Origin of the sequence: Nocardioides jiangxiensis, assembly GCF_030580915.1 — a bacterium.
Taxonomy (GTDB): domain Bacteria; phylum Actinomycetota; class Actinomycetes; order Propionibacteriales; family Nocardioidaceae; genus Nocardioides; species Nocardioides jiangxiensis.
Genome location: NZ_JAUQTA010000001.1, coordinates 135,076 through 148,303, shown reverse-complemented (window position 1 = coordinate 148,303; position 13,228 = coordinate 135,076). Strand labels below are relative to the sequence as shown.

Below are 13,228 nucleotides of genomic sequence, written 5' to 3'. Positions count from 1 at the left end.
AAGATGCCCAAGCGCGACGACATCAAGTCCGTCCTCGTCATCGGCTCCGGCCCGATCATCATCGGCCAGGCCTGCGAGTTCGACTACTCCGGCACCCAGGCCTGCCGCATCCTCAAGGCCGAGGGTCTCCGGGTCATCCTGATCAACTCCAACCCGGCCACGATCATGACCGACCCGGAGTTCGCCGACGCCACCTACGTGGAGCCGATCACCCCCGAGTTCGTCGAGAAGGTGATCGCCAAGGAGCGCCCTGACGCGATCCTGCCGACCCTCGGTGGCCAGACCGCCCTCAACGCCGCCATCGCGGCGCACGAGTCCGGCGTCCTGGAGAAGTACGGCGTAGAGATGATCGGCGCCAACTTCGACGCGATCCACCGAGGTGAGAACCGCGAGCTCTTCAACGCGATCGTCGAGAAGGTCGGCGGCGAGGTCGCCCGCTCCGAGATCTGCCACACGATGGACGAGGTCCTGGCGGCCGTCGAGACCCTCGGCGGCGTCTACCCGGTCGTCATCCGCCCGTCGTTCACCATGGGCGGCACCGGCTCCGGCATCGCCTACAACGAGGAGGAGCTGCGTCGCCTCGCCGGCGCCGGCCTCTCCGCGTCGCCGACCACCGAGGTCCTCATCGAGGAGTCGATCCTCGGCTGGAAGGAGTACGAGCTGGAGGTGATGCGCGACAAGAACGACAACGTCGTCATCATCTGCTCCATCGAGAACTTCGACCCGATGGGCACCCACACCGGTGACTCGATCACCGTCGCCCCGGCGATGACCCTGACCGACCGCGAGTACCAGCACCTGCGCGACCTCGCCATCGGCATCATCCGCGAGGTCGGCGTGGACACCGGCGGCTGCAACATCCAGTACGCCGTCAACCCGGCAGACGGCCGCGTCATCGTCATCGAGATGAACCCGCGCGTCTCCCGCTCCTCGGCGCTGGCGTCGAAGGCGACCGGCTACCCGATCGCCAAGATCGCCGCCAAGGTCGCGATCGGCTACACGCTCGACGAGATCGAGAACGACATCACCGCCGGCCCGCAGGGCTCCACGGCGGCGTCGTTCGAGCCGACCCTCGACTACGTCGTCGTGAAGGTCCCGCGGTTCGCGTTCGAGAAGTTCCCGACCGCGGACGACACCCTCACCACGCACATGAAGTCCGTCGGCGAGGCGATGTCCATCGGCCGCAACTTCACCGAGTCCTTCAACAAGGCGCTCCGCTCCATGGAGAACAAGGCCGCGCCGTTCCGCTTCACCGGCGAGGCCGGCGACAAGGCCGAGCTGCTGGCGCAGATCAAGCGGCCGCACGACGGGCGCGTGCAGAAGGTCATGCAGGCGATCCGCGCCGGCGCGACCCAGGAGGAGATCTTCGAGGCCACGAAGATCGACCCGTGGTTCGTCGACCAGCTCTTCCTCATCCACGAGGTGGCCGTCGCCACCGCGGAGGCGAAGGAGCTCGACGAGGCGACGCTGCGGCTGGCCAAGCGCCACGGCTTCTCCGACGCACAGATCGCCGACATCCGCGGCCTGTCCGAGGCCGAGGTCCGCGCGGCCCGCTGGGCCACCGGCGTCCGCCCCGTCTACAAGACCGTCGACACCTGCGCCGCCGAGTTCGCCGCCAAGACGCCGTACCACTACTCGTCCTACGACGAGGAGACCGAGGTGCAGCCGCGGGAGAAGCCGGCCGTCCTGATCCTCGGCTCCGGCCCCAACCGCATCGGCCAGGGCATCGAGTTCGACTACTCGTGCGTGCACGCCGCCCTGGAGCTGTCGCGGGCGGGCTACGAGACGATCATGGTCAACTGCAACCCGGAGACGGTCTCCACCGACTACGACACCGCGGACCGCCTCTACTTCGAGCCCCTGACGCTCGAGGACGTCCTCGAGATCTACCACGCCGAGCTCGCCGCGGGCCCGGTCGCCGGCGTCATCGCGACGCTCGGTGGCCAGACGCCGCTCGGCCTCGCGCAGGGCCTGAAGGACGCAGGTGTCCCGATCGTCGGCACCCAGCCCGAGGCGATCGACCTCGCGGAGGAGCGCGGCGCCTTCGGCCGGGTCCTCGACGAGGCCGGCCTGGTCGCGCCGAAGCACGGCACGGCGGTCTCCTACGACGACGCCCGCGACATCGCGCACACGATCGGCTACCCGGTGCTCGTGCGCCCGTCCTACGTGCTCGGCGGCCGCGGCATGCAGATCGTCTACAGCGACGACCAGCTCAAGTCGTACCTCGAGATGGCGACCGACCTGATCAGCGAGGACCGCCCGGTCCTCATCGACCGCTTCATCGACGACGCGGTCGAGATCGACGTCGACGCGCTCTACGACGGCGAGGAGCTCTTCCTCGGCGGCGTGATGGAGCACATCGAGGAGGCCGGCATCCACTCGGGTGACTCTTCCTGCGCCCTGCCGCCGATCACCCTCGGCGCCACGGAGATCAAGCGGATCCGCGAGGCCACCGAGGGCATCGCGAAGGGCGTCGGCGTCCGCGGCCTGATCAACATCCAGTTCGCGCTCGGCTCCGACGTGCTCTACGTCCTCGAGGCCAACCCGCGTGCCTCGCGCACGGTGCCGTTCGTCTCCAAGGCGACCGGCACCTCGCTGGCCAAGGCCGCGTCGCGCGTGATGATGGGCGAGTCGATCGCCGACCTGCGCAAGGCCGGAGTGCTCCCGGAGAGCGGCGACGGCGGCATGCTGCCGGCCGACGCCCCGATCGCGGTCAAGGAGGCGGTGCTCCCGTTCAACCGCTTCCGCACCCCGGAGGGCAAGTTCGTCGACTCCGTGCTCGGCCCCGAGATGAAGTCCACCGGTGAGGTCATGGGCTTCGACGCCGACTTCGGCACGGCCTTCAGCAAGGCCCAGGCCGCGGCGTACGGTCCGCTGCCGACCTCGGGCAAGGTCTTCATCTCCATCGCCAACCGCGACAAGCGCTCGATGATCTTCCCGGCGCGGGTCCTCGCCGACTACGGCTTCGAGCTGCTCGCGACGCAGGGCACCGTCGAGGTGCTGCGCCGCAACGGCATCGAGGCCACCGTCGTGCGCAAGCACTTCGAGGGAGCCGGCGACGAGGGCGAGAAGACCTCGGTGCAGATGATCCTCGACGGCGAGATCGACCTCATCGTCAACACCCCCAACGGCTCCGCTTCGGAGGCGCGCGTCGACGGCTACGAGATCCGTGCCGCTGCCGTGCTGACCGGCACGCCGTGCATCACGACGGTGCAGGGCGCCGCCGCGGCGGTCCAGGGCATCCACGCGGTGCGGGGCGGCGGCATCGGCGTCAAGTCGCTGCAGGAGTGGGCGGCGGAGATCGCCGGGGCGGGTCAGGGCGCGTGAGGAAGCCGTACGACGTCCTCTTCGACGGCGTCTTCTCCAAGATCGACCCGGAGAAGGCGCACGAGCAGGCGTTCGCGGCGATCCGCGCGGGCCGGTTCGCCACGGCGGCGTGGGGGCGCACGCTGAAGCCGCGTCCGGTCTCGGCGCTGGGTCTGGAGTTCCCCAACGTCCTGGGCCTCGCGGCCGGCTTCGACAAGAACGCCGTCGGCATCGACGCGCTCGCAGGTCTCGGCTTCGGCCACATCGAGATCGGTACCGTCACCGGGGAGGCCCAGCCGGGCAACCCGAAGCCGCGCCTCTTCCGCCTGCTCGACGACCGCGCGGTGGTCAACCGGATGGGCTTCAACAACGACGGTGCCGAGGTCGTCGGCCGCCGGCTCGCCGCCCGGGCTGCGGCCCGGAAGGGCAAGTCGGGGCCGGTCGTCGGCGTCAACATCGGCAAGACCAAGGTCGTGCCGGACGACGACATCGCGGCCGTGATCAAGGACCACGAGAAGTCCGTCGACCACCTCGCGCCGTACGCCGACTACCTCGTGGTCAACGTGTCCTCGCCGAACACGCCGGGGCTGCGCAACCTCCAGGCCGTCGAGAAGCTCAGCCCGCTGCTCGAGGCCGTGCGCAGGCGTGCCGACGAGGTCGTCACCGACCGGCGTGTGCCGCTCGTGGTCAAGATCGCCCCCGACCTGGCCGACGACGACGTCCTCGCCGTCGCCGACATGGCGAAGGCGATCGGACTCGACGGCATCACGGCCACCAACACCACGATCAGCCGCGAGGGACTGCGGTCCCCGTCGGCGCGCGTCGCCGAGATCGGGGCCGGCGGCCTGTCGGGCCGACCGCTCACCGAGCGGTCCCTCGAGGTGCTGCGGCTGCTCAAGGGGAGGGTCGGCGACGACCTGACCCTCATCGGCGTCGGCGGCATCACGACGGTGGCCGACGCGAAGGCCCGCCTGGACGCGGGCGCCGACCTGCTGCAGGGCTACACCGCCTTCATCTACGAGGGTCCGCTGTGGCCACGCGCGATCGTGCGCGGGGTGTCCCGCACCCGATGACTCTCCAGTCGACCGCCGAGGTGCGGGCCAGCGAGCGCGTCGGTGCCTTCCAGCACGTCACGCTCGCTGCCCCGGGCGTGGTCGAGACCTTCCGCCCCGGCAACTTCGTGAGCATCGGCCTCGACGACGGCGTGCACCTCGCGCGCCGCAGCTTCTGGGTGCACCGCGTGCGGTCGTCGAGCTCCTTCGGGGCGACGATCGACATCGTGGTCCGCCCCGGGGGCGCCGGCAGCACGTGGCTGGCCGGCCTGCCCGTCGGTGCCTCGGTCGACCTGATCGGTCCGCTCGGACGCCCCTTCGCGCAGCCGAAGGAGCCCGTGCCCTGCCTGCTGGTCGGGGAGGGGTACGCCGCGGCGTCGCTGTTCCCGCTCGCCGAGCGGCTGGTGGAGCGTGGCTGCCCGGTCTCGCTCCTCCTCGCCGCGGACACCGCCGACGAGGTCATCGACGGCCTCGACGTACGCCGCTCGGCGGAGGCGGTCACGGTGGTCACCGGCGACGGGTCGATGGGCGCGCAGGGGAGTGTGGCCCAGGCCCTGCCGGGCGCGCTGCAGCGCTCCGGGGCATCGGTGGTCTACGCGGCCGGCCCGTCGTCCACGCTGCACGCGGTCGCCGGCGTCTCCGAGCTGCACGGCGCGTGGAGCCAGGTGGCGCTCGAGGTCAACCAGCCGTGCGGCACCGGCCTGTGCCACGGATGCATCGTCCCGGCCGTGGGCGAGGACGCCATCGCTCACCGGGTCCGTGCCTGCGCCGAGGGACCGGTCTTCCGCGGTGACCGGATCCAGTGGGGGCTGCTGTGAGGCTCTTCGTCGCCGCAGGGTGCGGAGGCACCGGCCGTGAGCTGGCGCCGTACGCCGACCTGGCCGGGGTGGGCGGTTTCGTCACGCGGACGCTCACGCTCGATCCGCGCCGGGGGAGCCGCTTGCGGATCGCGGAGTCGCCGAGCGGCCTCGTGCGGGCTCACCTCCTGCAGAACCCCGGTGTCGACCGCTTCCTGACCACCGAGATGCCCTGGCTGGCGCAGCAGGGCGTGCCGACGTGGGCGTCGGTCACGGGCGCGACCACCGACGAGATCGCCGCCGTCGTACGCCGCGTGGCGACGGCACCCGGCCTGAGTGGCATCGAGCTCAACCTCGCCGTCGACGACCCCGGTGCCCTGCGCCTCCACGACGGGTCGACCCCGAAGGGCGCCGCGGCTGCCGTGCGTGCGGTCCTGGACGTGCTGCCGGAGAGCCTGGCCCTGCACGTGAAGCTGGGCTCCGACGTGCGTCGGCTGCCCGTAGTCGCCCGCGCGGTCGCCGAGGTCGGCGCCGACGCGCTCGTCGTCGGCGGAGCACTCCCGGCCGCGCTGCCCAACGGCACCGCGGCGGAGCTGTCCGGCCCGGCCGTCCTCCCGACCGCCCTCCGTGCCGTGCGCACGGTCTGCCACGAGCTGCCCGAGTTCCCGGTGATCGGCGTCGGCGGTGTCAGGTCCGCCGCCGATGTGCGAGCGTTCGGGTCAGCGGGTGCCCGTGGGGTCCAGGTGGGCAGCGCCCTGCTGCACGACCCGTCCGTCCTTGCCCGCATCACCGCCGAGCTCGAGGAGCAGTCCCGATGACCACCCGACCCGACCAGCCCTTCGGCGCCCGCCTCCGCGCTGCGATGACGGCGCGCGGCCCCCTCTGCCCGGGCATCGACCCGCACGCGTCCCTGCTCGCGGCCTGGGGCCTCCCCGACACCGCCGACGGGTGCGAGCGCTTCGCGATGACCGCGGTGGAGGCGCTGGCGCCGGTCGTCTCGAGCATCAAGCCGCAGAGCGCGTTCTTCGAGCGCCACGGCTCACGTGGCATCGCGGTCCTGGAGAAGGTCATCGCCGCCACGCGGGAGGCGGGTTGCCTGGTGATCCTGGACGTCAAGCGCGGCGACATCGGCACCACGGCGCAGGCCTACGCGGACGCCTACCTCGACCCGACGAGCCCGCTCGCGTCCGACGCCATCACGGCGAGCCCGTACCTGGGCTTCGGCTCGCTGGCGCCGATGATCGAGACGGCTGCCCGTCACAACGCCGGGGTCTTCGCCCTCGCGCTGACCTCCAACCCCGAGGCCCCGCGCTTCCAGCACGCGCGCACCGCGGACGGTGCGACGATCGCGGGGGAGGTGCTCGCCGGCCTGCGGGCCGCCAACGAGGGCGCCGCGTCCCTGGGGTCCTTCGGCGCGGTCGTGGGTGCCACGATCGGCTCCACCGACGAGAACCTCGACATCGACGGGCCGCTGCTGGTCCCGGGCATCGGCGCCCAGGGCGGCACAGCCGACGACGTACGCCGGATCTTCGGCGCCGCGGTCCGCAACGTCGTTCCCACGTCCACCCGCGAGATCCTCGGTGCGGGCCCGTCCGTGCAGGCGCTGCGCGACGCCGCGGCGCGTGCCAACGACGAGTTCGCCGCGCTGCTGTGAGGTTCCTGCTGGCCCTCGTCGCGCTCGCCGCCACCCTGGTGGCGGTGGGTGGCTGCGCGACCGAGCAGGAGAAGTGGTGCGACCGCGTCTCGAGCGGTGCCCCGGAGCTCGGCCGGACCCTCGACGAGGGCGGCGCCCGGAAGGGGCTGCTCGAGGCGCTGCCGACGCTTCGTGACCTCGCGCAGGCCGCGCCGCCCGACGTCCGGGACGACTGGCGGACCGTGGTCGACGCCGTCCAGGCACTCTCCGACGCGGTCGACGCGAAGGACGACGCGGCAACCAGGGCAGCCGCTCTCAAGCTGGCGTCGCCGGACGTCCAGGCGGCCGCCGACGCGGTCGACCAGGAGGCCCGCGACGTCTGCCACACGGGCCTCTTCTGAGGCCGATCGGCCCGGATCTCCGGACCGCGTTGCCGCCCGCAGGATCTCGTGACTAGATTGGCGCTCTGCCCGCCGCAACCAACACGAGGACCTGACACGTGGCCCTGCCCCAGCTGACCCCGGAACAACGCCAGGCTGCCCTCGACAAGGCCGCCGCCTCCCGCCGCGAGCGGGCCGAGGTCAAGAACCGGCTGAAGAACTCCGGCGCCTCGATCATGGACGTGATCCGTGAGGGTCAGATCAACGAGGTCGTCGGGAAGATGAAGGTCGTCGACCTGCTGCAGTCGATGCCCGGCCTGGGCAAGGTGCGCGCGAAGCAGCTCATGGAGCGCCTCGCGATCGCCGAGAGCCGGCGCGTGCGTGGCCTCGGTGCCAAGCAGGTCGCGGCCCTCGAGGCTGAGTTCACCCGCGACTGATGCCGGGCACCGCACACCGCCTGATCGTGCTGGCCGGTCCGACGGCCGTGGGCAAGGGCACGGTCGCCGCTGCCGTCCGAGAGGACTACCCCGAGGTCTGGATCTCGGTCTCCTGCACCACCCGGGCCCCGCGGCCGGGCGAGGTCGACGGCGAGCACTACCACTTCGTCAGCGACGAGGAGTTCGACCGCATGGTCGAGGCCGGCGAGATGCTCGAGTACGCCGTCGTCCACGGCCACGCCAAGTACGGCACCCCGCGTGGTCCCGTCGAGGCGGCCCTCGCGGCCGGACGACCCTCCATGCTGGAGATCGACCTGCAGGGCGCCCGTCAGGTGAAGGCCAACATGCCCGAGGCACAGCTGGTCTTCCTGGCACCGCCGTCGTGGGAGGAGCTGGTCCGCCGGCTCGTCGGGCGGGGCACCGAGACCGAGGAGCAGCGCGAGCGCCGGCTGGAGACCGCGAAGGTCGAGCTGGCCGCCGAGACGGAGTTCGACGTGACGATCGTCAACCACGAAGTTCACGAGGCCGCCGCCGAGTTGGTAAAGTTGATGCAGGCCTGAGCAAGGCCTGTCCGGGCACGGCTCCGTGTCCTCCGGATCCCCGATCTTTAAGGCGTTATCTGTGTCTGCTCCCACCGGCGAGGGTGTGACCCACCCGTCGATCGACGACCTGCTGTCCAAGACGGACTCGAAGTACAAGCTGGTCCTCTACAGCGCGAAGCGTGCTCGGCAGATCAACGCCTACTACTCGCAGCTGGGCGAGGGCCTGCTCGAGTACGTCGGCCCCCTGGTCGACACGCACGTCCAGGAGAAGCCGCTGTCGATCGCGCTGCGCGAGATCAACAACGACCTCCTGACCTGCGAGGACATCGACCCGGCCGAGCTCGCTGCCGAGGAGGCCGCCAAGGCCGCCGCGGCCTCCGACGCCGGCTCGTTCACCGACGCCGAGTGACCCGAGGCTGGTTCTGATGGGCGCCACGGCACCCAGGGTCGTCCTCGGCGTCAGCGGCGGCATCGCGGCGTACAAGTCGTGCGAGCTGCTGCGGCGCTTCACCGAGTCCGGCCATGACGTGACCGTGGTGCCCACCGCCGCGGCGCTCGAGTTCGTCGGTGCCCCGACGTGGGCGGCGCTCAGCGGCAAGCCCGTCGCGGCCGACGTCTGGACGCGCGTGGAGGCGGTTCCGCACGTCCACATCGGACAGCACGCGGACCTCGTCGTCGTCGCGCCCGCGACTGCCGACATCCTGGCCAAGGCCGCGCACGGCCTCGCCGACGACCTGCTCACCAACACGCTGCTCACCGCGCGCTGCCCGGTCGTGTTCGCCCCGGCGATGCACACGGAGATGTGGGAGCACCCGGCCACGCAGGCGAACGTGCGCACGCTGCGCGAGCGCGGAGCGGTGGTCATCGAGCCTGCCGAGGGGCGCCTGACCGGCAAGGACACCGGCAAGGGCCGGCTTCCCGAGCCGAGCGAGATCTTCGAGCTCGCCGTCGACGTGCTCTCCCGCGGCGCGGCGGCGCCGGACCTGGCCGGCCGCCACGTCCTCGTCTCCGCGGGCGGCACGCGGGAGTACCTCGACCCGGTCCGGTTCCTCGGCAACCGGTCGAGCGGGCTCCAGGGCTATGCGCTCGCGCGCGCCGCGGCTGCACGGGGTGCCGAGGTGACCCTCGTCGCCGCGAACGTCGCGCTGCCGGACCCCGCCGGTGTGAAGGTGGTCCGCGTCGAGACCACCGCGCAGCTGCGCGACGCCGTCCTCGCCGCGGCGCCTGCCGCCGACGCGGTGGTGATGGCTGCTGCGCCGGCCGACTTCCGGCCCACCGACGTCAGCGACGCCAAGATCAAGAAGTCCGACGACGGCTCGGCCCCGGCGATCACGCTCGAGCAGAACCCGGACATCCTCAAGGAGATCTCGCAGCACCGCCTGCGCGACGGTCAGGTCATCGTCGGCTTCGCCGCGGAGACCGGTGACGCGACCGGTTCGGTGCTCGAGCTGGCGGCCGCCAAGCTCGCCCGCAAGGGCTGCGACCTGCTGGTCGTCAACGACGTCAGCGGCGGGGCCGTGTTCGGCAGCCCGGACAACGAGGCGGTCATCCTCTCCACCTCCGGCGTGCGCGCCGATGTGCCGCGCGGTTCCAAGGCGAGCGTGGCGCACGCCATCTGGGACCAGGTTGCCGCTAACCTTCGCGGCTGAGACGGGCAGTCGGGGGCCGAGCATGCCCGTCTATCGTTGAGTTCGACATCACACCAATGCATGGGAGTGGAACGACTGTGGCTGGACGCCTCTTCACCTCGGAGTCCGTGACCGAGGGTCACCCCGACAAGATCGCTGACCAGATCAGCGACACGATCCTCGACGCGCTCCTGGCCGACGACCCGACGAGCCGGGTCGCGGTCGAGACGCTGGTCACCACCGGTCTGGTCATGGTCGCGGGCGAGGTCACCACCTCGACCTACGCGCCGATCGCGCAGCTGGTCCGCCAGAAGGTGCTCGAGATCGGCTACGACGCCTCGGAGAAGGGCTTCGACGGCAACTCCTGTGGCGTCCAGATCGCCATCGGTGCGCAGTCCCCGGACATCGCGCAGGGCGTCGACGACGCCTTCGAGGAGCGCGTGGACGGCTCGGGCGACGAGCTCGACCGCCAGGGCGCGGGCGACCAGGGCCTGATGTTCGGCTACGCCTGCGACGACACGCCGGAGCTCTTCCCGCTCCCGATCAAGATGGCCCAGACGCTCTCCGAGCGCCTCACCGCGGTGCGCAAGGACGGCACGCTGCCGTACCTCCGCCCCGACGGCAAGACCCAGGTCACCATCGAGTACGACGAGGACGACCGCGCCATCCGCGTCGACACCGTCGTCCTCTCGACGCAGCACTCCGAGGACGTGGACCAGGAGACGCTGGCCAAGGACATCACCGTCCACGTCATCGAGCCGGTCCTGGAGCAGTTCAAGGACTCGGTGCCGTCCGAGGGACACAAGCTCTTCATCAACCCCACCGGTCGCTTCGTCGTCGGTGGCCCGATGGGTGACGCCGGCCTGACCGGTCGCAAGATCATCGTCGACACCTACGGCGGCATGGCCCGTCACGGTGGTGGCGCGTTCTCGGGCAAGGACCCGTCGAAGGTCGACCGCTCGGCCGCCTACGCCATGCGCTGGGTCGCGAAGAACATCGTCGCCGCCGGCCTGGCCCGCCGCGCCGAGGTCCAGGTCGCCTACGCCATCGGTGTGGCCAAGCCCGTCGGCGTCTTCGTCGAGACCTTCGGCACCGGCGTCGTCCCGGACGAGAAGATCCAGGAGGCCGTGCTCGAGGTCTTCGACCTCCGCCCGGCCGCCATCCTGCGCGACCTCGACCTGCGTCGCCCGATCTACGCGAAGACGGCCGCCTACGGCCACTTCGGCCGCGAGCTCCCGGAGTTCACCTGGGAGCGCACGGACCGCGCCGAGGCCCTCAAGGCTGCCGCCGGCGTCTGATCCACCGGCTTCATCCGCCACGGCCGCGTCGGCCCGGTCTCCACACCGGGACGACGCGGCCGTTGTGGTGTCGGCCGTCTCTGGGAGAGTTCTCCGCATGCCCGATCGCCCTGCCGCCGACGACCAGCCAGAGCTGGTCCCGGGGCTGGTGCGCGCCCAGGTCAAGGCGGCGAAGACGCGCGCAGCCAGGGCTGCCGCTCCGGTGACGCCGGCTGCCGTCGATCCGGTCGCACGGGTGCTCGTCGACACCGGGCTGGCACACCTGGACCGCGCCTTCGACTACCTCGTGCCGGCCACGCTCGCCGCCGACACGGTTCCCGGGGCCCGGGTCAAGGTCCGCTTCGCGGGGCAGGACGTCGACGGATACGTGATCGGTCGTGCTGCCGCCAGCGAGCACGACGGCCGGCTCCAGCCGATCCGTCGGGTCGTGAGCCCGCTGCCTGTCCTGCAGCCCCGCATCGTCGAGCTGGTCACCCGCCTCGCCCGGCGCTACGCAGGCTCTCGTGGCGATCTGCTGCGGCTCGCGGTGCCACCCCGGCACGCGACGGTCGAGAAGGAGCCCCCGGGGGCTGCCGCCGGGCCGGCGCCGCGGGTCGACCTCCAGGGGTGGGTGGCTCCGTGGGACGGCGTCGAGGGCGGCCGGGACCACGTCCTCTCCCTGGCCGAGGGAGCCTCACCGCACGCCGTCTGGTGCGCCCCACCCGGCGACCTCTCCGGCACGCCGGTCTGGTGCGCGCAGGTCGCGAGCGCGGTCCTCGCGACGCGTGTCGGTGGTCGGGGGGCCCTCGTCGTGGTCCCCGACGCCCGCGACGCGAGCAGCATGAGCGCGGCGCTGGCGCGTTCCGACGTCGCGCACCGTGTGCTCCAGGCCGATGCCGGTCCGGCTCAGCGCTACCGCGACTTCCTGGCCGTCCTCCGCGGCGAGGTCGACGTGGTGATCGGCACCCGCTCCGCGGCGTACGCACCGGTGCGCGACCTCGGCCTCGTGGTGCTCTGGGACGACGGCGACGACTCCCACGCCGAGCCCCGCGCGCCGTACCCGCACGTGCGGGAGGTGCTGCGCCTGCGGGCCGAGATCGAGGGCTGTGCGCTGCTCGTCGGTGGGGCGAGCCGCACACCGGACGCACAGTTGCTCGTCCGCACCGGGCTGGCCCAGACGATGGTCCCGTTGCGCGACGTCGTGCGGCGCCAGGTGACGACAGCGGTCACGGGCGCCACCGACCGCGAGCTCGAGCGTGACCCGTTCGCGCGGTCGAGCCGCTTGCCCCAGCAGGTGCACCAGCTGCTCCGCGAGGCACTCGACGACGGACCGGTGCTCGTCCAGACGCCGCGCCGCGGCTACGCGGCTGCCCTCGCCTGCGAGCGGTGCCGTGCGTCGGCCCGCTGTGCGACCTGTGCCGGCCCGCTCGCGCTCGCGGCCCCGACCGCCCCACCGACCTGCGCGTGGTGCGGGCGGGCCGACGAGGCGTGGGCCTGCTGTGAGTGTGGGCACCGGGGCCTGCGGGCGCCGGTCGTGGGGGAGGTGCGCACCGCGGAGGAGCTGGGGCGGGCCTTCCCGGGGGCCCGCGTCGTCTCCTCGGGAGGCGACCGGATCCTCGACACCGTTCCCCCGACGCCCCGCACGATCGTGGTCGCGACGCCGGGCGCAGAGCCGCTGGTCGAGGGTGGGGGATACGCGGCCGTCGTCCTCCTCGACACCTGGCTGATGCTCGCGCGCCCCGACCTGCGGGTGCGCGAGGAAGCCCTGCGGCGCTGGCTCAACGCCGCCTCGCTGGTGCGCTCGGGCGGCCGGGTGCTCGCCGTCGGCGATCCGGGGGACCCGACCCTGCAGGCACTGGTCCGCTGGGATCCCGTCGGTCACGCCGAGCGCGAGCTGGCCGACCGCTCGTCGGCGCACATGCCCCCGGCCTGCTCCGTCGCCACCCTGACCGGGTCGCTCGGCGCGGTCGACGACGCGATGACGCTGCTCGCGGTGCCCGCGGGCACGGAGGTGCTCGGCCCGGCCGAGCACGGCGCCGAGCACCGGACCGTGCTGCGGGTTCCCTGGGCGGCGGGTCAGGCGCTCGCCGACGCGCTCGGCGAGCTCCAGCGCGTGAGGTCCGCGCGTCGCCTCGATCCTGTGCGCGTGCAGGTCGATCCGCCGTCGCTCTGACTT

At 72.1% G+C, this 13,228-nt stretch carries 12 protein-coding genes; all 12 read left to right on the top strand.

Annotated elements, in window-relative coordinates:
* Window positions 1-3 precede the first annotated feature (3 nt).
* The 12 genes from carB (at window position 4) to Q5722_RS00690 (ending at window position 13,225) form a co-directional block, all read left to right on the top strand.
* Window positions 4-3,327: a carbamoyl-phosphate synthase large subunit gene (gene carB, locus Q5722_RS00745; RefSeq protein ID WP_305026301.1), complete on the top strand. Its 3,324-nt coding sequence runs from the start codon at window positions 4-6 to the stop codon at window positions 3,325-3,327.
* A complete protein-coding gene (locus Q5722_RS00740) occupies window positions 3,324-4,379 on the top strand; it encodes a quinone-dependent dihydroorotate dehydrogenase (protein WP_305026300.1) in 1,056 nt (351 codons plus the stop codon). The genes carB and Q5722_RS00740 overlap by 4 nt, the downstream gene beginning before the upstream one ends.
* A complete protein-coding gene (locus tag Q5722_RS00735) occupies window positions 4,376-5,176 on the top strand; it encodes an iron-sulfur cluster-binding protein (protein WP_305026299.1) in 801 nt (266 codons plus the stop codon). Before Q5722_RS00740 ends, Q5722_RS00735 begins: the two co-directional genes overlap by 4 nt.
* Window positions 5,173-5,973 (top strand): nitronate monooxygenase, encoded by an 801-nt coding sequence (locus tag Q5722_RS00730; RefSeq protein WP_305026298.1) that lies wholly within the window; start codon window positions 5,173-5,175, stop codon window positions 5,971-5,973. The genes Q5722_RS00735 and Q5722_RS00730 overlap by 4 nt, the downstream gene beginning before the upstream one ends.
* Complete coding sequence (pyrF, locus tag Q5722_RS00725) at window positions 5,970-6,809, top strand: orotidine-5'-phosphate decarboxylase (RefSeq protein ID WP_305026297.1); 840 nt, start codon at window positions 5,970-5,972, stop codon at window positions 6,807-6,809. The genes Q5722_RS00730 and pyrF overlap by 4 nt, the downstream gene beginning before the upstream one ends.
* A complete protein-coding gene (locus Q5722_RS00720; RefSeq protein ID WP_305026296.1) occupies window positions 6,806-7,189 on the top strand; it encodes a hypothetical protein in 384 nt (127 codons plus the stop codon). Before pyrF ends, Q5722_RS00720 begins: the two co-directional genes overlap by 4 nt.
* 98 nt (window positions 7,190-7,287) lie before the next feature.
* A complete protein-coding gene (gene mihF, locus Q5722_RS00715; RefSeq protein WP_131584923.1) occupies window positions 7,288-7,605 on the top strand; it encodes an integration host factor, actinobacterial type in 318 nt (105 codons plus the stop codon).
* Window positions 7,605-8,165, top strand: a complete 561-nt coding sequence (gene gmk, locus Q5722_RS00710; RefSeq protein ID WP_305026295.1) for a guanylate kinase — start codon at window positions 7,605-7,607, stop codon at window positions 8,163-8,165. Before mihF ends, gmk begins: the two co-directional genes overlap by 1 nt.
* Before the next feature lie 61 nt (window positions 8,166-8,226).
* Complete coding sequence (rpoZ, locus tag Q5722_RS00705) at window positions 8,227-8,556, top strand: DNA-directed RNA polymerase subunit omega (RefSeq protein ID WP_305026294.1); 330 nt, start codon at window positions 8,227-8,229, stop codon at window positions 8,554-8,556.
* 16 nt (window positions 8,557-8,572) lie between these two features.
* The gene (gene coaBC / locus Q5722_RS00700) at window positions 8,573-9,796 is read left to right on the top strand and encodes a bifunctional phosphopantothenoylcysteine decarboxylase/phosphopantothenate--cysteine ligase CoaBC (protein WP_305026293.1); all 1,224 of its coding nucleotides are present in this window, start codon (window positions 8,573-8,575) and stop codon (window positions 9,794-9,796) included.
* Window positions 9,797-9,873: 77 nt separating this feature from the next.
* The gene (gene metK, locus Q5722_RS00695) at window positions 9,874-11,073 is read left to right on the top strand and encodes a methionine adenosyltransferase (RefSeq protein WP_305026292.1); all 1,200 of its coding nucleotides are present in this window, start codon (window positions 9,874-9,876) and stop codon (window positions 11,071-11,073) included.
* A 97-nt stretch (window positions 11,074-11,170) separates the two neighbouring features.
* Entirely contained in the window at window positions 11,171-13,225 is a 2,055-nt protein-coding gene (locus tag Q5722_RS00690; RefSeq protein WP_305026291.1) for a primosomal protein N', read from the top strand.
* Window positions 13,226-13,228 lie beyond the last annotated feature (3 nt).

Bases quoted from the DNA above. Each gene is read 5' to 3' on its own strand.
- Q5722_RS00735 (WP_305026299.1), top strand. From the start codon at position 4,376: ATGACTCTCCAGTCGACCGCCGAGGTGCGGGCCAGCGAGCGCGTCGGT.
- Q5722_RS00690 (WP_305026291.1), top strand. From the start codon at position 11,171: ATGCCCGATCGCCCTGCCGCCGACGACCAGCCAGAGCTGGTCCCGGGG.
- carB (WP_305026301.1), top strand. From the start codon at position 4: ATGCCCAAGCGCGACGACATCAAGTCCGTCCTCGTCATCGGCTCCGGC.
- pyrF (WP_305026297.1), top strand. From the start codon at position 5,970: ATGACCACCCGACCCGACCAGCCCTTCGGCGCCCGCCTCCGCGCTGCG.
- gmk (WP_305026295.1), top strand. From the start codon at position 7,605: ATGCCGGGCACCGCACACCGCCTGATCGTGCTGGCCGGTCCGACGGCC.
- coaBC (WP_305026293.1), top strand. From the start codon at position 8,573: ATGGGCGCCACGGCACCCAGGGTCGTCCTCGGCGTCAGCGGCGGCATC.